Here is a 25,441-nt window from a genome sequence, read left to right on the forward strand (position 1 = left end):
CCTGATTTTGCAGTCGTGCAAGTAAAATCGATAAAGCGCTTCGGAAAAAAATCTGATGCTGAACAACGCAAATTAAAATGGAGGAAGGCACAGTGAAATCCTGTAAGCCTTTTGTTTTTTGCGTATCACAATACATTTCAAAGGGAACATAAAGAGTAAAGGCTTTTTAGACAACCAGGAGGAACAGACATGAAAATCGGATTAATCGGCTTAGGGAAAATGGGCATAAACATAGGAAAGCAATTCATAGACCGCAATCATCAAGCGGTCGGGTATGATGTAAACCAAGCGGCTGTTGATGAACTGAAAGCATATGGGGCTGAGGGGACAACGAATCTAAAAGAGTTGATTTCTTCATTAGACACGCCGCGTATACTATGGGTTATGGTGCCGCATGGCGTTGTCGATGCTGTTTTGCGTGATGTGACACCTTTATTAAGCAAAGGCGATATTGTCATTGAAGCCGGAAACTCTCATTATAAAGAATCGATTCGCCGCTACAATCAAATGAAAGAAGCGGGTATTCATTATCTCGATGCCGGAACGTCGGGCGGAATGGAAGGTGCGCGCCATGGAGCCTGTTTTATGGTGGGAGGTGACCCCGAAGCATGGGAGATTGTAGAGCCGCTGTTTCGGGATACTGCTGTCGAAAACGGATATCTATACGCAGGTGAAGCGGGAAGCGGACATTTCTTAAAGATGATCCATAATGGCATTGAGTACGGAATAATGGCGGCGATCGGTGAAGGATTCGAAGTGCTTGAAAACAGCCAATTTGATTTTGACTACGAAAAGGTTGCGAGAGTGTGGAATCATGGCTCTGTCATTCGCTCTTGGCTCATGGGGCTGACTGAGCGAGCGTTCTCTAAAGATGCGAAGCTGGATCAGATCAAAGGCATTATGCATTCCTCAGGTGAAGGGAAATGGACGGTGGAAACCGCGCTTGATCTGCAGACGGCAACTCCGGTGATCGCTATGTCGCTGCTGATGAGATACCGTTCTTTAACAAACGATACGTTTACAGGAAAGGTTGTCGCTGCGCTTCGAAATGAATTCGGAGGCCATGCGACAGAGAAAAAGTAAGGGGGCGAACAGGCCTCCTTATTTTTTTTGCACTTTCAGCAGATGAGGGAACTTTTTATAAATGATCAGCATCATGATCAGAATGTAGGCTCCGTAAATACTGAAAGACAGTAATTTATTGCTGGTAAAATGAGCGCCTGCAATAGTGACAACGATAATATTCGGGATTTTTCCTATGAAAGACGCGAAGAAAAAAACATGCCAGCGAACCTGACTCAGTCCGCATATTACGTTCATGACAAGAGAAGGAATAACCGGAATGAGTCTTCCTAGTAAAACAGCGGCAAAAGCATTTTTGTGGAAGGAAGCCTCGTAGCTTTGGATGGCAGGATAGGCCTGAACTTTTTTTCTGGCCCAGTCTCTAAAGCTGTACCTGGCGAAAAAAAACAGCATCATTGTACCAAGCATTGAGCCAGTTAATGTAATCCAAATCCCATTGGCCATTCCGAACACAGCGCCATTTAAAGCGGCAACCAAAGCAAACGGCACAATTGGAAAAAAGACATCAGCGGCAATCAGCAGCATACTGAATAAAACAGAAAACAGCCCTCCTGCTTTGATTGCATCAAGCCAAGCTTCTTTCTGAAAAAAACCGACTGCAATGATAGTAATCATCACGATGATACCTAGTATCTTTTTTAACATTTCTATGGTCACTCCCAACTAAGGTGATGTCAGGAGCCAAAATCTCCGTCATCTAGGATTAGTATAACTGGTGTCATTTCAGCGGTTCAACTGAAAACCGTGTATGGATTGGGAACACAATTCTTTTGTATCTTGTAAAATAGGCTGTCCAACTTTCTGTTTTCTGCATTTCTTAATAGTAGGGAGGGATAGAAATGGTCACGATAAAAAAGGATTTTATACCGGCATCGAACGATAATCGTCCTGGCTATGCGATGACACCAGCTTACATTACGGTGCATAATACAGCGAATACCGCAAAAGGCGCGGATGCGAAAATGCATGCCAATTATGTGAAAAATCCAAGCACATCTGAAAGCTGGCATTATACAGTTGACGATTCAGTCATTTATCAGCATCTCCCGATAGATGAAAACGGCTGGCATGCGGGTGACGGCACAAATGGGACAGGGAACCGCAAATCGATTGGGATTGAAATCTGCGAAAATGCTGACGGCGATTTTGAAAAAGCAACAGCAAATGCCCAGTGGCTGATCCGAAAACTAATGAAGGAAAACAATATTCCGCTGAAACATGTCGTTCCCCATAAAAAATGGTCCGGGAAAGAATGTCCGCGAAAACTCTTGGATCAGTGGAGTTCTTTTATAAACGGAATTTCTTCCTCCAATACACCTCCAAAGGAGTCATCTCCAACATATCCGCTGCCGTCAGGGGTTATCAAACTCACTTCGCCTTATCGAAAGGGCACGAACGTCCTGCAGCTGCAAAAGGCTTTAGCCGCGCTTCATTTTTATCCTGATAAGGGCGCCAAAAATAATGGAATAGACGGGGTTTATGGACCGAAAACAGCGAATGCCGTCAAGCGTTTTCAGCTCATGAACGGATTAACGGCAGACGGTATCTATGGACCAAAAACGAAGGCCAAGATCAAATCGAAGTTAAAGTGAATGTGGGACTTAAGGGATAGCCTGTTTCCAGTGTGGATTCAGGTTATTTTCTTTCCTTTTAATTGTGTGTTTTTTCGATTGAGGAGAAGGGAATTTGAAAAGAATCACCTGATATGCCGCATTAAAAGAATGATTTTCATAGAGGGGGACACGTTAACAATAGTGATAACGAAAAAACTCTTCGTTGAATGAAGGGAAACAGAGGTATAACATTAAGGTAAGGCTTTTGGGGGTGTAAAGATGAAGCATTTTTTCATCCTTTTTCTTCTGCTGTTTGTTACAGCAGGATGCGAAGGAAGGGGATATGAAGACGTTGTAGCATTTGGTGACAGCAATACGCGAGGCTCTAATTGGGATTATCGCGATTATCCAAAAGCACAACAGTGGGTCAATATATTAAAAACGGCTGAGCGCGGAAAGCTTGATATACTCAATGCGGGAATCGGCGGACAGACGACAGAGGATGCCCGTCTGCGGTTTCAGACAGATGTTCTGGATCAAAAACCGAAGCATTTGTTTATTATGTTCGGCACGAATGATGCCGCGATACTGACTGAGGGGAAACCGCGAGTGTCGAAGCAGCGTTTTAGAGAAAATCTGGTTTATTTTATTAAAGAAAGCAGAAAACACGGGATCAAGCCCATCCTAATGACATGTATCCCAATTATTGAAGGAAACGGGAAGCATCATCTGTTTTACTATTCGAGATATAAAGCAGCTGCTTTTGAACCGAAAGGCGGGGCGAGGAAATGGCACAACTCATACAACGATATTACAAGAGATGTGTCGAAGCGCCTGGATGTCCCTCTTGTAGACAACTGGAAGCATTTTATAGAAGCAGACGGCGGAAAAGCAACTGATGAAGCGCTTATCCAATCCGGTCTGATAGATCCTTCAGGCAATCATATGACACCTAAAGGGGCAAGGATTGTATATGAAGGAATACAAGATGGGCAGGTTTTGAAGTACTGAGCCGGACAACGGCCTAAGCCGTTTTATTTCTCCTACATAGGCTGTTATAAACCTTATTTAAGGAGGCGCTTCACATGTATGGCGCAGGCAGAGCATATGGATACGCTTTTATCGTTGTTTTAGTTGTTGTTCTCCTGGTTGTGGGCGGCATATATTGGTTAGCATAGTAACCAGCTCTTTAAAACACCTCTTTTTAGGGGTGTTTTTTACTGAAAACAGTAGTAAAGCCCGTAACCGAAGTGATATAATATCAGTCATCTGAGTAAAAAAAGGAAATACGCCCGGAAAAAATAGACAAGTTCCTATTAAGAAGATACGGAAATAATATGTCCGAGCGATCTTCTTTTTATTTCGTTTTCAATTAACTCGATAAAGTCACGGTTTAAATTCATTTCGGTGGCTTTGAAATAAGATTCTATTAGTAATTCATCAGACAGTTTTCTCATGCTAGGAACCCAATTAATGGGAGAGACACCTCCTTAAAAGTTGGAATCATTCATGATTTTAACGCATACATTGATAAGTTGCGTTCATCTGTGGCTGAAGTTATCTTTAATCTACCATGAATTGCATATAAGAACAATCGTTCTGTTATCCACACCAGAAAGTGGATAACTTGTGAGTATCGTGTTTATAATTTGTCTAAAGAGTGATGTAATAAGAGTGGATAGTGTGTGTAATTTTATCCACACCTGGTGAAGAAACCCAATTTTTGTCGAAATTTTTTTGCTCAGTTTTTCTTTAGGCGCAAGTTCGATTTTTTTCGACAATCATTTTGAGAGAAAGAAAAGGGAAGGGTGCGGGTTTTGTTAAAAAAGTTTTTTTTACCTGACGAGTTTGTAAAAAATATTTTTCATATTACACCTGAGAAATTAAAGGAACGAAATGTAAAAGGAATTATTACTGACCTGGATAATACGCTTGTTGAGTGGGACAGACCGAACGCGACGCCGCGTTTGATCGAGTGGTTTGAAGAAATGAAGGAGCACGGCATTAAAGTGACAATTGTCTCTAATAATAATGAGAGAAGAGTAAAACTTTTCTCAGAACCGCTTGGAATCCCATTCATTTATAAAGCAAGAAAACCGATGGGCAAAGCCTTTAACAGAGCGGTGCGCAATATGGAGCTGAAAAAAGAGGACTGCGTTGTCATCGGAGACCAGCTGCTGACTGATGTACTCGGAGGAAACCGAAATGGCTACCATACAATTTTGGTCGTGCCTGTCGCTTCTTCTGACGGATTCATTACGCGCTTTAACCGCCAGGTCGAACGCAGAATACTGAGTGCTCTCAAACGAAAAGGGCACATTCAGTGGGAGGAGTAAGAAATGGATAAGGTTGTTTGTATCGGCTGCGGAGTTACAATCCAAACCGAGGACAAAACAGGTCTGGGATACGCGCCGCCTGCATCGCTTACGAAAGAAAATGTGATTTGCCAGCGCTGCTTCAGACTGAAAAACTATAATGAAATACAAGATGTTTCCTTAACGGATGATGATTTCTTAAACATTCTTCACGGTATTGGGGAAACGGATTCTCTTGTTGTTAAAATTGTTGATATTTTTGATTTTAACGGCAGCTGGATCAATGGGCTGCAACGCTTAGTGGGTGGAAACCCTATCTTATTGGTTGGGAATAAAGCGGATATTTTGCCTAAGTCTTTGAAAAGGGAGCGTCTGATCCAGTGGATGAAGCGTGAGGCGAAAGAGCTTGGCTTAAAACCGGTTGACGTGTTTTTGGTCAGTGCGGGACGCGGTCAGGGGATCAGAGAAGTAATTGATGCGATTGAGCATTATCGAAACGGCAAAGACGTCTATGTTGTCGGATGTACCAATGTAGGGAAGTCAACCTTTATTAACCGGGTTATTAAAGAAGTATCAGGTGAAGAAGATATTATTACGACATCCCAATTTCCTGGCACAACCCTTGATGCAATTGAAATCCCGCTGGACGACGGCTCAGCGCTTTATGATACACCGGGAATTATCAACCACCATCAAATGGCGCATTATGTCAATAAAAAGGACCTGAAAATACTATCTCCTAAAAAGGAGCTGAAACCTCGCACATTCCAGCTTAATGATCAGCAAACACTGTATTTCGGCGGACTTGCAAGGTTTGATTATGTGTCAGGGGAAAGGTCTCCTTTTATTTGCTATATGCCGAATGAGCTGATGATTCATAGAACAAAACTGGAAAATGCAGATGTACTTTATGAAAAGCATGCAGGGGAATTGCTCACACCTCCGGGAAAAGATGAAATGGATGAGTTTCCGGAATTGATCGCCCATACGTTTACGATAAAAGACACAAAGACAGATATCGTTTTCTCAGGGTTAGGCTGGGTAACAGTGCATGACGCCGATAAAAAAGTAACTGCTTACGCGCCAAAAGGCGTTCACGTATTTGTTCGGCGCTCATTAATTTAATGAAAAGGGGAGAGGAGTATGAAAAAGCTGTACGGGGTTATCGGAAATCCGATTGGCCATTCCATGTCACCTGATATTCATAACGCATCATTGAAAGATCTCAGTCTAGACGGACATTACCATGCCTTCAAAGTAGAAGAGGATGATCTGGAAGATGCGGTAAAAGGAATAAGAGCACTCGGCGTACATGGAATCAATGTCACTGTTCCGCATAAGGTTTCCATTATGGATTATCTGGATCATATTGATGATAGTGCAAAAGTGATCGGTGCCGTAAACACGGTCAGAAGAGAGGGAGACAAGCTTGTTGGATACAATACCGACGGGGAAGGCTTTGTGAAGTCATTAATGAAGGTATTGGACAAGCCCATCTCTGAACTGTCATTCTTAATAATCGGCGCGGGCGGGGCGGCAAGAGCCATCTTTACAACAATTGCCCGCAATGTCCCGAAAAAGTTTGACATTTGCAACCGGACGTTGGAAAAAGCAAAGCAGCTTACAGAATCCACTCCCTCGTTTCACAATAAAGAAGTGTTAAGCATAAAAGAAGCAGAAGAACGGCTTGAGCAGTATGATGTAATTATCCATACAACGTCTGTGGGCATGTATCCGAACGTGGACGATGTGCCGATTTCATTACAGCGTGCTGCAAGCAGTGCCGTCGTATGTGATATCGTGTATAATCCAATTCAGACGGCTCTTTTAAAAGAAGCACACCAAAAAGGCCTGAAAACACTCGATGGAGTGGGCATGTTTGTTGAACAGGCAGCATTGTCTTTCCAGCTGTGGACTGGACAAGAGCCTGATATTGAAAAAATGAGATCAATTGTCATAGGAAAATTAGGAGGAACAGAATGTTAACAGGTAAACAAAAACGTTTTTTGCGTTCAAAAGCGCATCATTTAACGCCGATTTTTCAAGTAGGTAAAGGCGGAGTAAACGACAACATGATTAAGCAAATTGCTGAGGCGCTTGAAGCGAGAGAGCTGATTAAAGTCAGTGTTCTTCAGAATTGCGAAGATGATAAAAATGATGTAGCGGAAGCCCTGGTAAAAGGAAGCCGCTCTCAATTGGTGCAGACAATCGGCAATACGATTGTGTTATATAAAGAATCAAAGGAAAATAAACAAATCGAGCTTCCTTAAAGGTGGTTGAAATGAAGAAAATCGGAATTTTCGGAGGCACGTTTGATCCTCCGCATAACGGTCACCTCTTAATGGCCAATGAGGTGCTGTATCAAGCGGTGCTTGATGAAATTTGGTTTATGCCTAATCAAATTCCGCCGCATAAACAGGACGAAGACTATACGGACAGCTTTCATCGCGTGGAAATGCTGAAGCTTGCGATTCAGTCTAATCCGTCCTTTAAGCTGGAGCTGGCTGAAATGGAAAGAGAAGGGCCTTCATATACCTTTGATACCGTTACTTTACTGAAGCAGCGTTATCCGAATGATCAGCTGTTCTTTATTATCGGTGCTGATATGATTGAATATTTGCCGAAATGGTATAAGCTGGACGAGCTGCTGAACCTCATTCAATTTATTGGAGTAAAGCGCCCCGGTTTTCATATTGAAACCCCTTATCCGCTTCTCTTTGCAGACGTTCCGGAATTTGAGGTATCATCAACTATGATAAGGGAACGGTTTAAAAGCAAGAAGCCCACTGACTACTTAATCCCTGATAAAGTGAAGAAGTATGTAGAGGAGAATGGTTTATATGAATCGTGAGGAGGCACTTGCATGCGTTAAGCAGCAATTGACCGAACACCGATATATCCACACGATTGGCGTGATGAACACGGCGATCGAACTTTCGGAGCGTTTTGGAGCCGATCCTAAAAAAGCGGAAACAGCGGCTATTTTTCATGATTACGCCAAATTCCGTCCGAAAGAAGAGATGAAACAAATTATTGCGCGTGAAAAAATGCCTTCGCATTTATTGGATCATAATCCGGAGCTGTGGCACGCTCCGGTCGGCGCTTATTTGGTCCAAAGAGAAGCGGGGGTTCAAGATGAAGACATTCTTGACGCCATCAGGTATCATACCTCTGGGCGGCCTGGCATGACACTTTTAGAAAAAGTCATTTACGTTGCCGATTACATTGAGCCCAATCGGGCATTTCCTGGGGTCGATGAGGTGCGTAAGCTTGCTGAGACAGATTTGAATCAAGCGCTGATTCAATCCATCAAAAATACCATGATGTTTCTTATGAAAAAAAATCAACCGGTTTTTCCAGATACATTTTCAACATATAACTGGCTTGTGTCTGGCAACTGAACAGGAGGAATTTGTGAATGAATCAAAAGTCCATTTTAAAGATCGCAGCTGCGGCTTGCGATGATAAACGGGCAGAGGATATTTTAGCACTGGATATGGAAGGCATTTCTCTGGTTGCTGATTATTTTCTGATCTGCCACGGGAATTCAGATAAACAGGTGCAGGCGATCGCCCGTGAAATCAAGGATCAGGCTGAAGAAAACGGCATTCAAGTCAAAAAGATGGAAGGCTTCGATGAAGCAAGATGGGTGCTCGTTGACCTTGGCGATGTGATTGTCCATGTCTTCCACAAGGACGAAAGAAGCTACTACAACCTTGAAAAGCTGTGGGGAGACGCTCCGCTCGCAGATCTTGAGCTTGGAATGAACCAATGATTTACCAAGGCTTTGCAAGCGTGTATGACGAGTTAATGTCACACGCACCTTACGATCAATGGACAAAGTGGGTTGAAGCATCTCTCCCGGAAAAAGGACGTATCCTCGATTTGGCATGCGGCACGGGAGAAATCTCAATCCGGCTTGCCGAAAAAGGCTTCGAGGTCACGGGGATCGACCTCAGTGAAGAAATGCTTTCCTATGCCCAGCAAAAGGTCTCTAGTAACCAGCCTATTCTTTTTCTGCAGCAGGATATGAGAGAGATTACCGGCTTTGACGGCCAGTTTGACGCTGTTGCGATATGCTGTGACTCGTTAAATTATTTAAAAACGAAAAATGATGTAATCGAAACCTTTAAAAGTGTATTTCGGGTGTTGAAGCCCGAAGGCATTTTGCTGTTTGATGTTCATTCATCTTATAAAATGGCCGAAGTCTTTCCGGATAGCACATTTGCTGACCAGGACGAAGATATCAGCTATATTTGGCAGAGCTTTGCCGGAAGTGAAGAGCTGTCTGTCATTCATGACATGTCGTTTTTTGTGTGGAACGGAGAAGCGTATGACCGCTTTGATGAGACGCACGAGCAAAGAACATTCCCAGTGGATGAATACGAAGAAATGCTGAAGAGCTGCGGCTTTCAGCTTCATCGCGTGACAGCTGATTTTACGGATTCAGAGCCATCAGCACAATCAGAACGCCTATTTTTCAAGGCGCAGAAATCAAAAACCATCGTTTCCTAAGACGATGGTTTTTTAAAATGCTTTTTTATGCTTTTGCAGTACAGACAAACGTATGACATACTCGTCTACACATGAAACTGCTTCTTCACTGCGGATATATCCTCTTCGTACTTCAAATGAGTATTTTGAAATACCCGGTGAAACATATCCTGCACACCGCTTTCCAGCGCTTTAATGCCTTCTCCGGTCACTCCGCCTTTAACGCAAACCTTTTCCTGTAATGCAGGCAGGGTATACAATTCGGTTTCTAACAGTTTCCCCATTCCGACAAGCATTTCCTTACACATCAGAATGGCGTCCTGTTTGGACACTGACGTTTCAGAAACGGCTGCATCTATAAACCGCTGAATCAGATAGCTCATAAAAGCGGGACCACAGCTTACGATATCTGATGCCACCCTCGTGATGTCACTTTCAATTTGCAGCGGATGAGAGATATGCTTCATCAGCTCATTGATTTTCGCTTTTGCAGATTCTCCGCAGCTTGTGCCGAAAGTGACGAGAGAAACGCCTGCCAGCGCCCTGTTCGTAATACTTGGGATCACTCGCGCTACTTGACATGGCACATACTGTTCGAGCTGTTCGGTTTGAACTGGGCTTGTAATTGAAATGAGAATATGATCCTTTCTCAAATAAGGTAACGCTCTTGCAAGTAAAGGGTATATATCAAGCGGCTTAACACAAATAAAAATCATCTCGTTCTCAGATACAAGATTTTCCAGACTTTCTGTTACGTTTATGCTGTTGTAGCGGTTTTTTATGTGCAACGCTTTTTCAATTGTGCGGTTTGTGATTGTCATGTTTGAGGGATCGGCTGCTTTTGATTCAATAAATGATTCTATAAGGATCGTACCCATATTTCCTGTGCCGATAAAGCCTATCTTCAATGGTTTCCCCTCCTTTTAGCTATTATCCTCTAAACCATATGTGTTACCAAAATAAAATATGACGAAAGTGGGGAACATGCACGATGAATTGGTTGAACCAGCATAAGAAAGCAATTATTTTAGCGGCTTCTGCGGCTGTTTTCATAGCGGTTATTTTCTTCCTGGCCAGTGGGAAAAACAAAGAACCGATGAAGCAGACTGTATCAACTGAGACAGAAAATACGGAGGTAAAGCAGGAAGCATTCAAAGACGAGTCAAACGAAACGATTGTGATTGACATCAAAGGTGCTGTTAAGCATCCTGGTGTTTATGAAATGCGAACAGGGGACAGATTATCTCAGGCAATTGAGAAAGCCGGCGGGACCAGTGAACAAGCAGACGAAATGCAAGTGAATTTGGCGGAGCTGCTGCAGGACGGGACAGTGGTGTACATCCCGAAAAGGGGTGAGGAGACAGCGGTGCATCAAGGAGTCGGAGGCGCCATCCAAAGCTGAAGCTATTATTGCATATCGGGAAGAAAATGGGCGTTTCCAGACAACTGAAGATATCACGAAGGTTTCAGGAATCGGTGAAAAGTCGTTTGAGAAAATAAAGTCTTCCATTACAGTAAAGTGATTTGACGGTCATGCATATTGATAGGTAAACTAAAGGTCAGGCAACACAACATTTGGAGGGAACAACGTGGAAAGAATTTCATGGAATCAATACTTTATGGCTCAAAGCCATTTACTGGCGCTGCGCAGCACCTGCCCGAGATTGTCTGTCGGCGCTACTATAGTCAGAGATAAACGTATGATTGCTGGAGGCTATAACGGGTCAATCGCGGGCGGTGTGCATTGTGCAGATGAAGGATGCCTCATGATAGATGATCATTGCGCAAGAACGATTCATGCGGAAATGAATGCAATTCTTCAATGCTCTAAGTTCGGAGTGCCGACTGATGGAGCAGAGATTTATGTAACGCATTATCCATGCATTCAATGCTGCAAATCTATCATTCAAGCTGGTATCAAAACGGTTTATTATGCTGAGGATTACAAATCAAATCCTTATGCACAGGAATTATTTGAACAGGCGGGTGTAACTGTTGAACAGGTTGAACTCGATGAAATGATCGTTGATCTGAAAAACAGAGAAAAGCTTTCATTTGTAGCGGGTCTTTTAGAGAAACTAGCGGATGCCGGTCTAGCAGAGGAAGATTTGAAAAAGATACATGAACAGGCTAATAGACTTTTCACGAGCTACGTGTGATTAATGCGTAATTCGCGTTTGGTATTGCCTTTGGCGGCAGCTTCGGCAACGGCTGGAATTACTGCCGCCGCTTATTTCTCCGCTGTTTTTCTCTTCCTCCTCTTTCTCCTCATCGTTTTAATCAAAACGAGACACGCTTTTCTCATTTTTGTTTGTTTCTTCTCTTTTATATTGTTTTTTGCACTGTATGCAGTGACAGATTCCCAGAATGTCTCTTTATATCAGCGGGGCACCTATCAATTCAAGGCAGTGATTGACAGTATTCCTAAAATTGATGGTGACCGTATGTCTATGGTCGTTAAGACGCCTGATAGTGAAAAATGGGCCGCATCGTATCGCATTCAGTCTGCTGATGAAAAAGATCGGCTTTCATACATAGAACCAGGAATGGCATGTGAATTAACTGGTTCATTGGAAGAACCGAAACATTCAACTGTGCCGGGTACATTTGATTATAACGAATATCTTTACCGACAGCATATTCACTGGAACTATTCTGTCACATCGATCCAAAATTGCAGCGACCCTGCAAATTTTAAGCATAAGCTGCTCAGTTTGAGAAAATACATTGTATCATTCACAAACGACCTGCTGCCTCCTAATTCGGCAGGAATCGTACAAGCACTTACAGTCGGTGACAGATTTTATGTGGAAGACGAAGTGCTTAACGCGTATCAAAAGCTTGGTGTCGTCCATCTCTTGGCGATTTCAGGACTCCACATCGGCATTTTGACAGCCGGCTTGTTTTATATCATGATCCGTATTGGGGTAACAAGAGAAAAGGCGGCAATCATGTTGCTGTTATTTCTGCCGCTCTATGTGATGTTGACGGGCGCTGCTCCTTCAGTGCTTCGCGCCGCTCTGATGTCGGGCATTTACTTAGCTGGAAGTCTCGTGAAATGGCGTGTACATTCAGCAGGTGCAATCTGTCTTTCATATATCGTCCTCTTGCTCTTCAATCCTTACCATCTCTTCGAAGCCGGTTTTCAGCTGTCGTTCGCCGTCAGTTTTTCTTTAATACTATCCTCTTCTATTTTTCAGCAAGTCAAAACCTTCTTAGGTCAGCTGGCAATGGTATCGATGATCGCTCAGCTGGGCTCACTTCCTGTTCTCCTGTATCATTTCCAGCAGTTTTCCATGATCAGCATACCGATGAACATGGTGCTGGTTCCTTTTTATACCTTCTGTGTTTTGCCGGGGGCTGTAGCAGGTGTTTTTCTATTAAGCCTTTTCGCTTCGGCCGGTCGATTGTTTTTCAGCTGGTTTGATTTCTTGATAAGCTGGACCAACAAGCTCATCACAAAAATTGCAGAGATTGATGTATTCACGATCATCATTGCACGTCCCGCACCTGCTCTGCTCTTTTTGTTCACGGTTACGATCATCCTATTGCTTATGGCGATTGAAAAACGCTCCTTTTCGCAGCTGATGGTAACTGGCGGCATGTGCTGCGCTGTGCTCAGTCTTCTCTTTATTTATCCTCGTCTTAGTTCTGAAGGAGAGGCCGATATGATTGATATTGGACAGGGTGACAGCATGTATGTAGGTGCTCCGCATCAGCGGGGCCATGTCTTAATTGATACTGGCGGCACTTTGTCTTACTTGTCAGAGCCTTGGCGGCAAAAACAGCACCCGTTTTCACTGGGAGAAAAGGTGCTGATTCCGTTTTTAACTGCTAAGGGAATTAAACAGCTTGATGCTTTAATTCTGACGCATGCTGACCAAGATCATATTGGAGAGGCGGAGACTCTGCTGAAGCATCATAAAGTGAAACGCCTCGTGATTCCGAAAGGGTTCGTGTCGGAACCTAAAGACGAAAAAGTGCTGCAGGCTGCCAGAGAGGAGGGAGTCCCAATTGAAGAGGTGAAGCGAGGCGATGTATTGCAAATAAAGGATTTGCAGTTCCATGTACTGTCACCGGAAACACCTGATCCGGCGAGCAAAAATAATTCTTCTCTTGTTCTGTGGATGAAAACGGGCGGTATGAGCTGGATCTTGACGGGGGATCTGGAGAAAGAAGGGGAACAGGAGGTAATGAACGTGTTTCCGAATATAAAAGCGGACGTATTAAAGGTGGGGCACCATGGAAGCAAAGGCTCTACCGGTGAAGAATTCATCAAACAGCTTCAGCCGAAAACGGCCATTATCTCGGTGGGGGCAAACAATCGGTACCATCATCCCCATCAAGAAGTTCTGCAAATATTACAGAGACATTCCATCCGCGTGCTCCGCACCGATCAAAACGGAACAATCCAATATAGATATAAAAACAGAGTTGGAACCTTTTCTGTCTATCCTCCATATGATACATCAGATATAACAGAGACGAACTAAAAAAAGACTGCTGAGAAATCAGCAGCCCGGGCAGTCGCTGTTATGAACCAACCAGGTGAATAACCGTTGCCATAACAAACAAGAAGGCGAAAAATCCGAAGGACACAACAAAACCAACAGCTGAATCTACAGCATCATTTCGTTTGCTTTGAACGTTTTTTTCAAAATCATTCAACTTTATCCCTCCTGACTGATTTAAGTATAATGGAATCGTTTTGAAAAATCTAGAAGCTAAGGTAACGTTTTCTGTTCTGGTGATTATCGCCTTTTTACAAGCTGTCCCGGGGGCTTGCGAACAGGCGTTTAATATAAATGGGGAAGCAGCAGTCAGGCTTCCTCTTTACTATTTTGCAAACTCAATTTAGGATAGAAGGGGATGATGAAAGAGAGGAAGTCGTACAACAATGGTATTTGATGTGTGGAAAAGCCTGAAAAAGGGAGATGTTCATCCAGTTTATTGTTTATACGGAAAAGAGACGTATCTGTTGCAAGAAACCGTCAATAGGATCAGACAGACGGTCATTGATCAGGAGACAAAGGATTTCAATCTATCCGTTTTTGATCTGGAAGAGGACCCGCTGGATCAAGCAATTGCAGATGCTGAAACGTTCCCGTTTATGGGGGAGCGGCGTCTTGTTATTGTGAAAAATCCATACTTTTTAACAGGTGAAAAGAAAAAAGAAAAAATTGAGCACAACGTCAGTGCGCTTGAAACATATATACAATCTCCTGCGCCTTACACGGTCTTTGTCCTGCTTGCCCCGTATGAAAAGCTGGATGAGCGGAAAAAACTGACGAAAGCGCTAAAGAAGCACGCATTTATGGTGGAGGCGAAGGAATTAAACGCAAAGGAGACGACAGATTTTACTGTCAACCTTGCAAAAACCGAGCAGAAAACAATCGGCACGGAAGCGGCGGAGCATTTGGTTCTGCTTGTGAATGGACATCTGTCATCGATTTTTCAGGAGATTCAAAAGCTCTGCACGTTTATTGGAGATCGTGAAGAAATTACGCTGGATGATGTGAAAATGCTTGTTGCGAGAAGCCTTGAACAAAATATTTTTGAGCTGATTAATAAAATCGTCAACCGAAAACGAACGGAGAGTCTGCAAATTTTTTATGATTTGCTCAAACAAAATGAAGAACCAATCAAAATCATGGCGCTTATTTCGAACCAGTTCCGGCTGATCCTGCAAACAAAGTACTTCGCGGAACAAGGATACGGACAAAAGCAAATCGCTTCTAACTTAAAAGTTCATCCATTTCGGGTAAAGCTGGCGATGGATCAAGCAAGGCTTTTTTCAGAAGCCGAGCTCCGGTCAATTATTGAACAGCTTGCCGTCATGGACTATGAGATGAAAACAGGGAAAAAGGACAAGCAGCTCCTGCTCGAACTGTTCCTTTTACAGCTGTTAAAAAGAAATGAAAAAAACGATCCCCATTATTGAGGATCGTTTTTATATTATGCAGAAAGTCCGTTCACTTTTTTCGCTAGTCTTGATTTGTAACGAGCTGCGGTATTTTTGTGTACGAGACCTGTTTTCACTGCTTTATCAATACGTTTAGCTGCTTCAGTAAGAGCAGTTTTCGCTTTGTCAGCTTCGTTGTTGGCAACAGAAGCTTCAACTTGTTTGATTGCAGTACGCATAGCAGATTTGATTGTCGCGTTATGAACGCGGCGTTCGTTGTTTGTTTTTGTACGTTTAATCGCTGATTTAATGTTTGGCATGTGTTTCACCTCCTAAGATACAACCTGTAGCACAGTGTCTTAAGGTTAAATCTTCTTCACAATAGAACAAATTGTATTCTATCAAACACATCTTTAGATTGCAATATAAATGTAAAGTATTTTTCATTGAAGGGTCTCTTTTTAGCATGATTCATTCAGCAAATGGCAACAATATAGGTACTTAATGTGAAGGAGGCCCCCTGATGAAAAAGAGTGAGCTAGATGTTAATCAGTATTTGATACGTACCGATTTAGCAGTTGAAACGAAGGAAGCGATGGCCAATCAGCAGGCTGTGCCGACAAAAGAAATTAAAGGTTTTATTGAAAAAGAACGCGATCGCGGCGGCATTAAAATCCGCACTGTTGATATTACAAAGGAAGGCGCGGAGCTCTCGGGAAAAAAAGAAGGGCGCTATTTAACGCTTGAGGCACAAGGAATCAGAGAGAATGATTCGGAAATGCAGGAAAAGGTCTCTGCTGTCTTTGCGGAGGAATTCTCGGCTTTTCTTGAAAGCCTTAATATCTCAAAAGATGCGAGCTGTTTGATCGTCGGGCTCGGCAACTGGAACGTAACACCTGACGCGCTGGGACCGATGGCTGTAGAAAATCTTTTGGTCACAAGGCACTTGTTTAAGCTTCAGCCGGAAAATGTGCAGGAGGGCTACAGGCCCGTCAGTGCGTTTGCACCTGGTGTGATGGGGATTACGGGAATCGAAACAAGCGACATTATTAAAGGTGTGATTGAGCAATCGAAGCCTGATTTTGTCATTGCCATTGATGCATTGGCGGCGCGGGCGGTGGAAAGGGTCAACACTACCATTCAAATATCGGATACAGGCATTCACCCGGGATCAGGGGTGGGGAATAAACGAAAAGATTTAAGCAAAGACACGCTTGGCGTACCGGTGATTGCAATCGGAGTTCCGACGGTCGTTGATGCCGTGACGATTGCCAGCGATACGGTGGACTACATATTAAAACATTTTGGCAGAGAAATGAAGGATAACAGGCCGTCAAGATCGCTTGTTCCGGCTGGCATGACGTTTGGGAAAAAGAAAGTGCTCACTGAAGAAGATCTTCCTGATCAAAAGCAGCGTCAATCGTTCCTCGGCATTGTCGGAACCCTTCAAGAAGATGAAAAACGACAGCTCATTCACGAGGTGCTTTCGCCTTTAGGCCACAACTTAATGGTTACGCCGAAGGAAGTTGATTCTTTTATCGACGATATGGCAAATGTGCTGGCGAATGGGTTAAACACAGCGCTTCACGAAAAAGTGTCACAAGAAAACAAAGGCTCCTACAATCACTAAACGGTTCTACTTCCTCTAGCTTGTTCATAGAGTAATTACTAGACAAGCGCTGGAGGGATTCAATGAGAAATAAACGCAGAAACAGACAAATTGTTGTTGCGGTAAATGGCGGGAAAGCGGTAAAAGCCATCTTTCTATTTATCGCAAGCCTTATCGTGATTTTTGTTCTATCCGGTGTGCTGACGTCTCTCCGGCCGGAACTCAGGCCGTCGTCTGACTCTTTTTACGGAATTGCTGAAGAATTGCCGGGTGACGTGTTTGCACACTTGCTGCGGATGGAAAACCATTATTTCGCTTCTGATCTATCTCAAACCGATAGCTCATTTCATCTTTCGCGTCTTTCTTTGAAGCTGGCGACAAGTATTAACCTCGAAGATCCGCGGAGCTTTCTCGGCCGGGAGCTGCCGGGGTTTGCGCAATTTGATACTGAGATTCTGTTAGCTGGACAAGGCACGGACTATACGAATATGCCGGCGGAATCCCCGCCGCCGTCTAAGGTAATGGAGGAAGAAAGAGAAGCGAATTTGGCAGAGATTGAAAAACAGCAAACACAATCAGACAATGCGCAAAAAGATCCGCCGAAACAAACAACTGGTGATAAAAAGGTTGTCTTTATCTATCACACGCACAATACGGAATCATATCTTCCTCTATTAAAAGGCGAGACCGATCCTGATATGGCGCGCCATTCTAAAGCCAACGTCACGCTCGTAGGAGATATGTTCGGAAAAGCGCTTGAATCTCAAGGCATCGGAGCCACAGTGAACAAAACCGATATACAGGCAAAGCTGAACAAAAAAGGCTTAAACTATGCCAGATCCTATGATGAATCAAGACCGGTCGTCAAAGATGCGCTCGCCTCAAACAAAAATCTGCAATATATCATTGACATCCACAGAGACTCACGGCGCAAAAAAGATACGACGGCAACGATTAAGGGGAAAAGCTATGCCCGGGTAGCCTTTGTCGTTGGCAAAAAAAGCAAAAACTTCGAAGAAAACTATAAAATTGCGAGCGAGCTTCATAAGCTGATGGAGAAAAAATACCCCGGACTCAGCACAGGTGTCTTTTCAAAAGGCTCGCCAGGTGATAATGGTGTTTACAACCAGGATTTAACTGACAGAGCGCTTTTGCTCGAATTTGGCGGAGTGGATAATAATCTCGAAGAGCTGCAGCGTGCGGCTGACGCAGCCGCGGATGTATTCAGCGAATTGTACTGGGATGCTGAAAAGGTCAACGCGGAGAGCGGCGAGACGAAAAAACAATAAGAAATAGGTGGTTGATTTGATTGCATACTTTGGCAAATGCTTGCTGCTTGTCACAATCATGTTTTTAGGTGTTCTGTTCGGCATGCAGCAGGCGAATAACGGGATGCTCAGTATGAAAGGTTATCATGACCCTTCACTTAAGGGGGCGTTTACGCTCACTGACGGAAAAAACAATGAAAAAGAAGCCTCGATCTTAGGAGAAACAGTCACGGCGAAAGATTTAGAAGAAAAACAAAAAGAACTGGAACAGGTGGAAACATTCAATGTGTTCTCTAAAGCCGGAAAAGCGCTTTCGGACACCGTAACCAACACAGCCCAGTCAATGTATGAATGGATACGGGATCTGAATCAATAGGTGCGTGAAAGAGAAAAGCAGCCCAGGTATGGCAGGGAACTTTTCTCTTTCTTGTTTTACATTGAATCTTTACAATCCTATTGATATAATCTAAGCTAGTGTATTTTGCGTTTAATAGTAGGAGTGATAGATTGTGACAGATAAAGAAAAGCGTTTAGAGAGGCAGTCGAGAATACGGAACTTCTCTATCATTGCCCATATTGACCACGGAAAATCGACCTTAGCGGATCGTATTTTAGAAAAAACGTCGGCAATCACTCAACGAGAAATGAAAGAACAATTGCTCGATTCTATGGATCTTGAACGTGAACGGGGTATAACGATTAAGTTAAACTCTGTTCAGCTTAAATACAAAGCAAAAGACGGAGAGGAATACATTTTTCATCTGATTGATACGCCAGGACACGTCGACTTCACGTACGAAGTATCCCGAAGCCTTGCTGCCTGCGAAGGAGCGATTCTTGTCGTGGATGCAGCACAGGGAATTGAAGCGCAGACGCTCGCCAATGTCTACTTAGCGCTTGACAACGATCTTGAAATACTTCCGGTCATCAATAAAATCGATCTGCCGAGCGCCGAGCCGGAACGCGTGCGCCAAGAGGTAGAGGATGTTATTGGCCTTGACGCATCAGAAGCCGTGCTTGCTTCAGCAAAAGCCGGTATCGGGATTGAGGAGATTTTAGAACAGATCGTAGAAAAGGTGCCCGCTCCGACCGGAGATCCGGAGGCGCCGCTCAAAGCGCTGATCTTCGACTCGCTTTATGACGCTTACCGCGGTGTCGTGGCGTATATCAGAGTTGTTGAAGGAACGGTAAAGCCGGGGCAAAAAATCAAAATGATGGCGACCGGCAAAGAGTTTGAAGTGACAGAAGTCGGTGTGTTCACGCCGAAAGCAACTCCGACAGATGAACTGACGGTCGGTGATGTAGGCTTTTTAACTGCCGCGATCAAAAATGTCGGTGACACACGCGTCGGTGACACGATAACAAGCGCGGCCGATCAGGCTGCCGAAGCATTGCCTGGATATCGCAAGCTGAACCCGATGGTGTATTGCGGTTTATATCCGATCGATACGGCCAAATACAACGATTTAAGGGAAGCTCTTGAAAAGCTTGAGCTGAATGACTCATCGCTTCAATATGAAGCAGAGACATCCCAAGCGCTCGGATTCGGTTTCCGCTGCGGATTTTTAGGTATGCTTCACATGGAAATCATCCAGGAGCGGATTGAGCGTGAGTTTAAAATTGACCTGATCACCACAGCACCGAGTGTTATATATGATGTGTATATGACAGACGGAGAAAAAGTGGTGGTTGATAATCCGTCAAATATGCCTGACCCTCAAAAGATTGAACGGATAGAAGAGCCGTATGTAAAAGCGACAATGATGGTGCCGAACGATTATGTCGGTGCAGTGATGGAGCTTTGCCAAGGAAAACGCGGCAATTTTATCGACATGCAATATTTAGACGCTAATCGCGTCAGCATTGTTTATGACATGCCATTAGCGGAAATCGTCTATGAGTTTTTTGATCAGCTGAAATCAAGCACAAAAGGCTACGCGTCCTTTGATTACGAACTGATCGGCTACAAACCGTCTAAACTTGTCAAGATGGACATTATGCTGAACGGAGAAAAAATCGACGCCCTTTCATTTATTGTGCATCGCGATTACGCGTACGAACGCGGAAAAGTAATTGTAGAAAAACTGAAAGAGCTCATTCCGCGCCAGCACTTTGAAGTACCGATTCAAGCGGCGATCGGCCAGAAAATCGTGGCCCGCTCTACCATTAAAGCGATGCGTAAAAACGTATTGGCTAAATGTTACGGCGGAGACATCTCGCGGAAACGGAAGCTTCTTGAAAAACAAAAAGAAGGAAAACGCCGAATGAAGCAGGTCGGCTCAGTTGAAGTGCCGCAAGAAGCATTTATGGCGGTCCTGAAAATGGACGACAGTCCGAAAAAATAATAGAAGCCGCCGCAGTCCTGTACTGCGGCTTCTTTCTGTAAAGAAGGTGAATTCGTTGAAATCAGCTTATATCCATATCCCATTTTGTGAGCACATTTGCCACTACTGCGATTTCAATAAATATTTTATTCAAAGCCAGCCTGTTGACGAGTATTTAAACGCACTCGAACAGGAAATGATAAATACAATAGCAAAAACAGGGAAGCCTGACCTCAAAACGATCTTTATCGGAGGAGGCACGCCGACCTCTCTCACTGAGGAACAGCTCAAAAAGTTGATGGACATGATCATACGAGTGCTGAAGCCCTCAAGCGCATTATCGGAATTTGCGGTTGAAGCGAATCCGGACGACTTGTCCGCAGAGAAATTAAACATATTAAAAGAAGCCGGCGTAAATCGCCTCAGCTTTGGTGTCCAAACGTTCGAAGACGATCTGTTAGAAAAAATCGGCCGGGTGCACAAGCAAAAAGATGTATTTGCCTCTTTTGAAAGGGCGCGGGAAATCGGTTTTGACAATATCAGTCTTGATTTAATGTTCGGGCTCCCGGGACAAACCCTCAAGCATCTGGATCATTCTTTAAACACTGCTTTATCGCTGGATGCCGAGCATTATTCCGTATACTCCCTCATTGTAGAGCCGAAAACGGTATTTTATAATTTGATGCAAAAAGGGCGGCTTCATCTTCCGCCGCAGGAGCAGGAAGCCGAAATGTATGAAATGGTGATGAGACGTATGGAAGCTCACGGCATTCATCAATATGAAATCAGCAACTTTGCCAAGGCAGATTTGGAATCAAAGCACAATCTGACGTATTGGAGCAACGAGGAATATTTCGGCTTCGGAGCAGGGGCCCACGGATATATCAGCGGCACACGGACAGTAAACGTAGGACCTGTCAAACATTACATTGACCTGATAGCCGAAAAAGGCTTTCCGTATAGAGATACACATGACGTGACAACAGAGGAACAAATTGAAGAAGAAATGTTTTTGGGGTTGAGAAAAACAGCCGGTGTCAGCAAAAAACGATTTGCAGAAAAATACGGTCGTTCACTGGATGAACTTTTTCCAAACGTATTAAAAGACCTCACTGAAAAAGGGCTGATTCACAATTCGGAGTCTGCCGTTTGTTTGACTCATCAGGGGAAATTATTAGGTAATGAAGTTTTTGGCGCTTTTTTGGGTGAGTTATAATTGACATTTTTCTTGTGGTTTGATACTTTTGTTATAGAATTAGCACTCGCTTATTGAGAGTGCTAACAGAGGTGATGATGATGTTAACAAATCGTCAGCTGCTGATCCTTCAGGTCATAATCAACGATTTTATTAAATCGGCACAGCCGGTAGGATCAAGAACTCTTTCGAAAAAAGATGAAATCACATTTAGCTCTGCAACAATAAGAAACGAGATGGCTGACTTGGAAGAATTGGGCTTCATTGAAAAAACCCATTCATCCTCAGGACGTGTTCCGTCGGAAAAAGGGTACCGGTACTATGTTGACCATTTGCTTTCACCCGTCAAACTGACAAAAAGCGACCTGGACCAAATCCACTCGATCTTCAAAGAGAAAATTTTCGAGCTGGAGAAGACAGTTCAAAAATCAGCGCAAATATTGTCCGATCTGACGAATTACACATCCATCGTACTCGGGCCGAAGCTGAGTGAGAATTACCTTAAACAGATTCAAATCATACCGATTCAACCTGATATGGCGGTAGCAATTCTCGTTACCAATACAGGGCATGTGGAAAACAAAACGATTAATTTTCCAGCCAAAATGGATCTGTCTGATATTGAAAAGCTGGTAAATATATTGAACGACCGTTTAAGCGGCGTTCCAATGGATGAACTGAATGAGCGTATATTTAAGGAAGTCGTCATGTACTTAAGACAGCACATTAAGAACTATGACAATATTCTTGACGCGCTTCGTTCAACTTTTCATTCCACAAATCACGTTGAAAAATTGTTTTTCGGCGGAAAAATCAATATGCTGAACCAGCCAGAGTTCCATGATATCACTAGAGTTCGGTCACTGCTCTCATTAATCGAAAAAGAACAGGATGTTTTAAAGCTCGTTCAATCCCCACACACGGGAATTTCGATTAAAATCGGGAAAGAAAACGACTATGAAGAGATGGAAAACTGCAGTCTGATTACGGCTTCTTATTCCGTTGATCAGAAGCAGATCGGCTCAATTGCGATCATCGGTCCAACCCGCATGAATTATTCCAGGGTTGTCAGCCTGCTTCAGCATGTGACTTCGGACTTGTCAAAAGCATTAACAAGTTTGTATGATGAATAAGGGAATTTTGGCAAATTTTATCGAAGGGCAGCAACCGCCCTTCTCCTTACACTTTGAGGGAGGTGAACACAATGTCAGAAGAAAAACAAACCGTTGAACAAAACGAAACAGAAGAGCAAGAAGTCATTGAAGAACAAGCTGCCGCTGAAGAACAGCAGGAAGAAACAAATGAAAGCGAACTTCTTCAAAATCAAATTAACGAATTGCAAGGTTTGCTTGAGGAAAAAGAAAACAAACTTTTGCGTGTTCAAGCAGACTTTGAAAACTATAAACGACGCAGCCGTTTAGAGATGGAAGCGTCCCAAAAATACCGTTCTCAAAACATCGTGGCTGATTTGCTGCCGGCTCTTGACAGCTTTGAAAGAGCGCTTCAAGTTGAAGCCGACAATGAACAGACGAAAAGTTTGCTCCAGGGAATGGAAATGGTCCACCGTCAGCTCGTAGAAGCCTTGAAAAAAGAAGGCGTGGAAGCCATCGAAGCTGTAGGGCAGGAATTTGATCCTAATCTGCATCAAGCCGTTATGCAGGCTGAAGATGAAAACTATGGCTCCAACATTGTTGTTGAGGAAATGCAAAAAGGCTATAAGCTGAAGGATCGCGTCATTCGCCCTTCCATGGTAAAAGTGAATCAATAATTACATAGCAGGAGGTTATTCAAGTGAGTAAAGTTATCGGAATCGACTTAGGAACAACAAACTCATGTGTGGCAGTGCTTGAAGGCGGCGAGCCTAAAGTTATTGCTAACGCTGAAGGAAACCGCACAACGCCATCAGTTGTTGCATTCAAAAACGGCGAACGCCAAGTAGGGGAAGTGGCTAAACGCCAATCTATCACAAACCCTAACACAATCATGTCTGTTAAACGCCATATGGGTACTGACTATAAAGTGGAAATTGAAGGAAAAGATTACACTCCTCAAGAAGTGTCTGCTATCATCCTTCAACACCTTAAATCATACGCTGAAAGCTATCTTGGCGAAACAGTATCAAAAGCAGTTATCACAGTTCCTGCTTACTTTAACGATGCTGAGCGTCAAGCGACAAAAGACGCTGGTAAAATTGCAGGTCTTGAAGTAGAACGTATCATCAACGAGCCGACTGCAGCAGCGCTTGCATACGGACTTGATAAAACAGATGAAGATCAAACGATCCTAGTATACGACCTTGGTGGCGGTACATTCGACGTTTCAATCCTTGAACTTGGCGACGGTGTATTCGAAGTTCGTTCAACTGCCGGTGACAACCGTCTGGGCGGTGACGATTTTGACCAAGTCATCATCGATCACCTTGTGTCTGAATTCAAAAAAGAAAACGGCATTGATCTGTCAAAAGACAAAATGGCGCTTCAACGTTTGAAAGACGCAGCTGAAAAAGCGAAAAAAGATCTTTCCGGCGTATCTTCTACGCAAATTTCTTTACCGTTTATCACAGCTGGAGAAGCAGGACCGCTTCACCTTGAACTTACATTAACTCGCGCTAAATTCGAAGAGCTTTCTTCTCATTTAGTAGAGCGCACAATGGGTCCTGTCCGTCAAGCGCTTCAAGATGCAGGGCTTTCTGCAAGCGAAATCGACAAAGTTATCCTTGTCGGCGGATCAACTCGTATCCCTGCCGTACAAGAAGCAATCAAAAAAGAAACTGGAAAAGAAGCGCATAAAGGCGTAAACCCAGATGAAGTTGTGGCGCTTGGTGCTGCGATTCAGGGCGGTGTTATCACTGGTGACGTAAAAGACGTAGTTCTTCTTGACGTTACACCGCTTTCTCTCGGTATCGAAACAATGGGCGGCGTGTTCACAAAACTGATCGACCGCAATACGACGATCCCGACAAGCAAATCTCAAGTGTTCTCAACTGCTGCTGATAACCAAACAGCTGTTGATATCCATGTTCTTCAAGGTGAGCGCCCTATGTCTGCCGACAACAAAACACTCGGCCGCTTCCAGCTTACTGATATCCCGCCAGCACCGCGCGGCGTACCTCAAATCGAAGTTTCTTTCGATATTGACAAAAACGGTATCGTAAACGTAAGAGCAAAAGACTTAGGCACAGGAAAAGAGCAAAACATTACAATCAAATCTTCTTCAGGTCTTTCTGATGATGAGATCGAACGCATGGTAAAAGAAGCGGAAGAAAATGCTGACGCTGATGCGAAGAAAAAAGAAGAAATCGAAGTCCGCAACGAAGCAGATCAGCTTGTTTTCCAAACTGAGAAAACATTAAAAGATCTTGAAGGCAAAGTGGACGAAGAACAAGTGAAAAAAGCCAATGATGCCAAAGACGCTTTAAAAGCAGCGATTGAGAAAAATGAATTTGAAGAGATCAAAGCGAAAAAAGATGAGCTTCAAGCAATCGTTCAAGAGCTTTCTATGAAGCTTTATGAAGAAGCTGCCAAAGCACAGCAAGCTCAAGGCGGAGCAAACGCTGAAGGCAAAGCGGATGACAACGTTGTTGACGCTGAATACGAAGAAGTAAACGACGACCAAAACAAAAAATAAGTTCTTCTCCGAGTCAGTCCCGCTTCTGGGGCTGACCAAAAGAGCACATTTCATAATCTGATTCAATGATT

At 43.6% G+C, this 25,441-nt stretch carries 28 protein-coding genes and 1 pseudogene; 24 read left to right on the forward strand and 5 right to left on the reverse strand.

Annotated elements, in window-relative coordinates; genetic code table 11:
• Window positions 1-189: 189 nt before the first annotated feature.
• Entirely contained in the window at window positions 190-1,083 is an 894-nt protein-coding gene (gene gnd, locus AC0DBE_RS02345; RefSeq protein WP_079287983.1) for a phosphogluconate dehydrogenase (NAD(+)-dependent, decarboxylating), read from the forward strand.
• A gap of 18 nt (window positions 1,084-1,101) precedes the next feature.
• On the opposite strand, the gene AC0DBE_RS02350 is transcribed toward gnd, so the two are convergent.
• Window positions 1,102-1,728 (reverse strand): TVP38/TMEM64 family protein, encoded by a 627-nt coding sequence (locus AC0DBE_RS02350; protein WP_014114483.1) that lies wholly within the window; start codon window positions 1,726-1,728, stop codon window positions 1,102-1,104.
• Between the two features lie 194 nt (window positions 1,729-1,922).
• On the opposite strand from AC0DBE_RS02350, the gene AC0DBE_RS02355 reads away from it, so the two are divergent.
• The gene (locus tag AC0DBE_RS02355) at window positions 1,923-2,675 is read left to right on the forward strand and encodes a peptidoglycan recognition protein family protein (RefSeq protein ID WP_079287982.1); all 753 of its coding nucleotides are present in this window, start codon (window positions 1,923-1,925) and stop codon (window positions 2,673-2,675) included.
• A 240-nt stretch (window positions 2,676-2,915) separates the two neighbouring features.
• A complete protein-coding gene (locus tag AC0DBE_RS02360; protein ID WP_003226118.1) occupies window positions 2,916-3,647 on the forward strand; it encodes an SGNH/GDSL hydrolase family protein in 732 nt (243 codons plus the stop codon).
• A 305-nt stretch (window positions 3,648-3,952) separates the two neighbouring features.
• Here AC0DBE_RS02360 and sda read toward each other — a convergent pair whose 3' ends face one another.
• The gene (gene sda / locus AC0DBE_RS02365; protein WP_003226124.1) at window positions 3,953-4,093 is read right to left on the reverse strand and encodes a sporulation histidine kinase inhibitor Sda; all 141 of its coding nucleotides are present in this window, start codon (window positions 4,091-4,093) and stop codon (window positions 3,953-3,955) included.
• Window positions 4,094-4,453: 360 nt separating this feature from the next.
• On the opposite strand from sda, the gene AC0DBE_RS02370 reads away from it, so the two are divergent.
• From AC0DBE_RS02370 to AC0DBE_RS02405, 8 genes are read left to right on the forward strand one after another with little or no spacing between them, the layout of a single operon-like run.
• The gene (locus AC0DBE_RS02370) at window positions 4,454-4,972 is read left to right on the forward strand and encodes a YqeG family HAD IIIA-type phosphatase (protein WP_003226126.1); all 519 of its coding nucleotides are present in this window, start codon (window positions 4,454-4,456) and stop codon (window positions 4,970-4,972) included.
• 3 nt (window positions 4,973-4,975) lie between these two features.
• Window positions 4,976-6,076, forward strand: a complete 1,101-nt coding sequence (yqeH, locus tag AC0DBE_RS02375) for a ribosome biogenesis GTPase YqeH (RefSeq protein WP_472960939.1) — start codon at window positions 4,976-4,978, stop codon at window positions 6,074-6,076.
• Between the two features lie 18 nt (window positions 6,077-6,094).
• The gene (aroE, locus tag AC0DBE_RS02380) at window positions 6,095-6,937 is read left to right on the forward strand and encodes a shikimate dehydrogenase (RefSeq protein ID WP_472960940.1); all 843 of its coding nucleotides are present in this window, start codon (window positions 6,095-6,097) and stop codon (window positions 6,935-6,937) included.
• Window positions 6,931-7,221 (forward strand): ribosome assembly RNA-binding protein YhbY, encoded by a 291-nt coding sequence (gene yhbY, locus AC0DBE_RS02385; protein WP_014114478.1) that lies wholly within the window; start codon window positions 6,931-6,933, stop codon window positions 7,219-7,221. Before aroE ends, yhbY begins: the two co-directional genes overlap by 7 nt.
• 11 nt (window positions 7,222-7,232) lie before the next feature.
• The gene (locus AC0DBE_RS02390) at window positions 7,233-7,802 is read left to right on the forward strand and encodes a nicotinate-nucleotide adenylyltransferase (protein ID WP_472960942.1); all 570 of its coding nucleotides are present in this window, start codon (window positions 7,233-7,235) and stop codon (window positions 7,800-7,802) included.
• Complete coding sequence (yqeK, locus tag AC0DBE_RS02395) at window positions 7,792-8,352, forward strand: bis(5'-nucleosyl)-tetraphosphatase (symmetrical) YqeK (protein ID WP_268393819.1); 561 nt, start codon at window positions 7,792-7,794, stop codon at window positions 8,350-8,352. The genes AC0DBE_RS02390 and yqeK overlap by 11 nt, the downstream gene beginning before the upstream one ends.
• Before the next feature lie 17 nt (window positions 8,353-8,369).
• Window positions 8,370-8,726: a ribosome silencing factor gene (gene rsfS / locus AC0DBE_RS02400; protein WP_003237112.1), complete on the forward strand. Its 357-nt coding sequence runs from the start codon at window positions 8,370-8,372 to the stop codon at window positions 8,724-8,726.
• Window positions 8,723-9,466 (forward strand): class I SAM-dependent DNA methyltransferase, encoded by a 744-nt coding sequence (locus tag AC0DBE_RS02405; RefSeq protein WP_072183540.1) that lies wholly within the window; start codon window positions 8,723-8,725, stop codon window positions 9,464-9,466. The genes rsfS and AC0DBE_RS02405 overlap by 4 nt, the downstream gene beginning before the upstream one ends.
• Before the next feature lie 65 nt (window positions 9,467-9,531).
• On the opposite strand, the gene comER is transcribed toward AC0DBE_RS02405, so the two are convergent.
• On the reverse strand, window positions 9,532-10,353 hold the full coding sequence (comER, locus tag AC0DBE_RS02410) for a late competence protein ComER (protein ID WP_472960946.1): 822 nt from the start codon (window positions 10,351-10,353) through the stop codon (window positions 9,532-9,534).
• A gap of 83 nt (window positions 10,354-10,436) precedes the next feature.
• On the opposite strand from comER, the pseudogene AC0DBE_RS02415 reads away from it, so the two are divergent.
• The 3 genes and pseudogenes from AC0DBE_RS02415 to AC0DBE_RS02425 all read left to right on the forward strand — a co-directional run bounded on the left by AC0DBE_RS02415 (window position 10,437) and on the right by AC0DBE_RS02425 (window position 13,938).
• Window positions 10,437-10,968: pseudogene (locus AC0DBE_RS02415) on the forward strand (SLBB domain-containing protein).
• A gap of 66 nt (window positions 10,969-11,034) precedes the next feature.
• Window positions 11,035-11,604 (forward strand): ComE operon protein 2, encoded by a 570-nt coding sequence (locus tag AC0DBE_RS02420; RefSeq protein WP_061186853.1) that lies wholly within the window; start codon window positions 11,035-11,037, stop codon window positions 11,602-11,604.
• 3 nt (window positions 11,605-11,607) lie between these two features.
• On the forward strand, window positions 11,608-13,938 hold the full coding sequence (locus AC0DBE_RS02425) for a DNA internalization-related competence protein ComEC/Rec2 (RefSeq protein ID WP_472960948.1): 2,331 nt from the start codon (window positions 11,608-11,610) through the stop codon (window positions 13,936-13,938).
• A 40-nt stretch (window positions 13,939-13,978) separates the two neighbouring features.
• Here AC0DBE_RS02425 and AC0DBE_RS02430 read toward each other — a convergent pair whose 3' ends face one another.
• Complete coding sequence (locus AC0DBE_RS02430; protein WP_003229983.1) at window positions 13,979-14,113, reverse strand: YqzM family protein; 135 nt, start codon at window positions 14,111-14,113, stop codon at window positions 13,979-13,981.
• A 40-nt stretch (window positions 14,114-14,153) separates the two neighbouring features.
• Here AC0DBE_RS02430 and AC0DBE_RS02435 point away from each other — a divergent pair, with 40 nt between their 5' ends.
• Entirely contained in the window at window positions 14,154-14,303 is a 150-nt protein-coding gene (locus AC0DBE_RS02435) for a hypothetical protein (RefSeq protein ID WP_003229985.1), read from the forward strand.
• 39 nt (window positions 14,304-14,342) lie between these two features.
• Window positions 14,343-15,386: a DNA polymerase III subunit delta gene (gene holA, locus AC0DBE_RS02440; RefSeq protein ID WP_472960951.1), complete on the forward strand. Its 1,044-nt coding sequence runs from the start codon at window positions 14,343-14,345 to the stop codon at window positions 15,384-15,386.
• Between the two features lie 14 nt (window positions 15,387-15,400).
• Here holA and rpsT read toward each other — a convergent pair whose 3' ends face one another.
• Complete coding sequence (rpsT, locus tag AC0DBE_RS02445) at window positions 15,401-15,667, reverse strand: 30S ribosomal protein S20 (RefSeq protein ID WP_003229989.1); 267 nt, start codon at window positions 15,665-15,667, stop codon at window positions 15,401-15,403.
• 203 nt (window positions 15,668-15,870) lie between these two features.
• Between rpsT and gpr the strand changes: the two genes are divergently transcribed.
• The 8 genes from gpr (at window position 15,871) to dnaK (ending at window position 25,370) form a co-directional block, all read left to right on the forward strand.
• Window positions 15,871-16,977 carry a GPR endopeptidase gene (gene gpr / locus AC0DBE_RS02450; RefSeq protein WP_041905682.1) on the forward strand — a complete coding sequence of 369 codons (1,107 nt, stop codon included), beginning with the start codon at window positions 15,871-15,873 and terminating at the stop codon, window positions 16,975-16,977.
• Between the two features lie 62 nt (window positions 16,978-17,039).
• Complete coding sequence (gene spoIIP, locus AC0DBE_RS02455) at window positions 17,040-18,245, forward strand: spore autolysin SpoIIP (protein WP_072183545.1); 1,206 nt, start codon at window positions 17,040-17,042, stop codon at window positions 18,243-18,245.
• A 16-nt stretch (window positions 18,246-18,261) separates the two neighbouring features.
• A complete protein-coding gene (locus AC0DBE_RS02460) occupies window positions 18,262-18,600 on the forward strand; it encodes a YqxA family protein (RefSeq protein ID WP_061186856.1) in 339 nt (112 codons plus the stop codon).
• A gap of 133 nt (window positions 18,601-18,733) precedes the next feature.
• Entirely contained in the window at window positions 18,734-20,569 is a 1,836-nt protein-coding gene (lepA, locus tag AC0DBE_RS02465; RefSeq protein ID WP_014114466.1) for a translation elongation factor 4, read from the forward strand.
• Window positions 20,570-20,624: 55 nt separating this feature from the next.
• Window positions 20,625-21,764, forward strand: a complete 1,140-nt coding sequence (gene hemW / locus AC0DBE_RS02470; RefSeq protein ID WP_472960955.1) for a radical SAM family heme chaperone HemW — start codon at window positions 20,625-20,627, stop codon at window positions 21,762-21,764.
• Between the two features lie 80 nt (window positions 21,765-21,844).
• Window positions 21,845-22,876, forward strand: coding sequence for a heat-inducible transcriptional repressor HrcA (gene hrcA, locus AC0DBE_RS02475; RefSeq protein WP_014114464.1), 1,032 nt, complete (start codon window positions 21,845-21,847; stop codon window positions 22,874-22,876).
• A 71-nt stretch (window positions 22,877-22,947) separates the two neighbouring features.
• Complete coding sequence (gene grpE, locus AC0DBE_RS02480) at window positions 22,948-23,511, forward strand: nucleotide exchange factor GrpE (protein WP_003237097.1); 564 nt, start codon at window positions 22,948-22,950, stop codon at window positions 23,509-23,511.
• 23 nt (window positions 23,512-23,534) lie between these two features.
• Window positions 23,535-25,370 carry a molecular chaperone DnaK gene (gene dnaK / locus AC0DBE_RS02485; protein ID WP_014114462.1) on the forward strand — a complete coding sequence of 612 codons (1,836 nt, stop codon included), beginning with the start codon at window positions 23,535-23,537 and terminating at the stop codon, window positions 25,368-25,370.
• The last annotated feature ends 71 nt before the right edge of the window (window positions 25,371-25,441 follow it).

Source organism: Bacillus sp. VA15, assembly GCF_055721145.1.

Excerpts from the sequence above, each read along its gene's own strand:
- gnd (WP_079287983.1), top strand. The coding sequence starts at position 190 with ATGAAAATCGGATTAATCGGCTTAGGGAAAATGGGCATAAACATAGGA.
- AC0DBE_RS02350 (WP_014114483.1), bottom strand. The coding sequence starts at position 1,728 with ATGTTAAAAAAGATACTAGGTATCATCGTGATGATTACTATCATTGCA.
- AC0DBE_RS02355 (WP_079287982.1), top strand. The coding sequence starts at position 1,923 with ATGGTCACGATAAAAAAGGATTTTATACCGGCATCGAACGATAATCGT.
- AC0DBE_RS02360 (WP_003226118.1), top strand. The coding sequence starts at position 2,916 with ATGAAGCATTTTTTCATCCTTTTTCTTCTGCTGTTTGTTACAGCAGGA.
- sda (WP_003226124.1), bottom strand. The coding sequence starts at position 4,093 with ATGAGAAAACTGTCTGATGAATTACTAATAGAATCTTATTTCAAAGCC.
- yqeH (WP_472960939.1), top strand. The coding sequence starts at position 4,976 with ATGGATAAGGTTGTTTGTATCGGCTGCGGAGTTACAATCCAAACCGAG.
- aroE (WP_472960940.1), top strand. The coding sequence starts at position 6,095 with ATGAAAAAGCTGTACGGGGTTATCGGAAATCCGATTGGCCATTCCATG.
- yhbY (WP_014114478.1), top strand. The coding sequence starts at position 6,931 with ATGTTAACAGGTAAACAAAAACGTTTTTTGCGTTCAAAAGCGCATCAT.
- AC0DBE_RS02390 (WP_472960942.1), top strand. The coding sequence starts at position 7,233 with ATGAAGAAAATCGGAATTTTCGGAGGCACGTTTGATCCTCCGCATAAC.
- yqeK (WP_268393819.1), top strand. The coding sequence starts at position 7,792 with ATGAATCGTGAGGAGGCACTTGCATGCGTTAAGCAGCAATTGACCGAA.
- rsfS (WP_003237112.1), top strand. The coding sequence starts at position 8,370 with ATGAATCAAAAGTCCATTTTAAAGATCGCAGCTGCGGCTTGCGATGAT.
- AC0DBE_RS02405 (WP_072183540.1), top strand. The coding sequence starts at position 8,723 with ATGATTTACCAAGGCTTTGCAAGCGTGTATGACGAGTTAATGTCACAC.
- AC0DBE_RS02425 (WP_472960948.1), top strand. The coding sequence starts at position 11,608 with ATGCGTAATTCGCGTTTGGTATTGCCTTTGGCGGCAGCTTCGGCAACG.
- holA (WP_472960951.1), top strand. The coding sequence starts at position 14,343 with ATGGTATTTGATGTGTGGAAAAGCCTGAAAAAGGGAGATGTTCATCCA.
- rpsT (WP_003229989.1), bottom strand. The coding sequence starts at position 15,667 with ATGCCAAACATTAAATCAGCGATTAAACGTACAAAAACAAACAACGAA.
- gpr (WP_041905682.1), top strand. The coding sequence starts at position 15,871 with ATGAAAAAGAGTGAGCTAGATGTTAATCAGTATTTGATACGTACCGAT.
- spoIIP (WP_072183545.1), top strand. The coding sequence starts at position 17,040 with ATGAGAAATAAACGCAGAAACAGACAAATTGTTGTTGCGGTAAATGGC.
- hrcA (WP_014114464.1), top strand. The coding sequence starts at position 21,845 with ATGTTAACAAATCGTCAGCTGCTGATCCTTCAGGTCATAATCAACGAT.
- grpE (WP_003237097.1), top strand. The coding sequence starts at position 22,948 with ATGTCAGAAGAAAAACAAACCGTTGAACAAAACGAAACAGAAGAGCAA.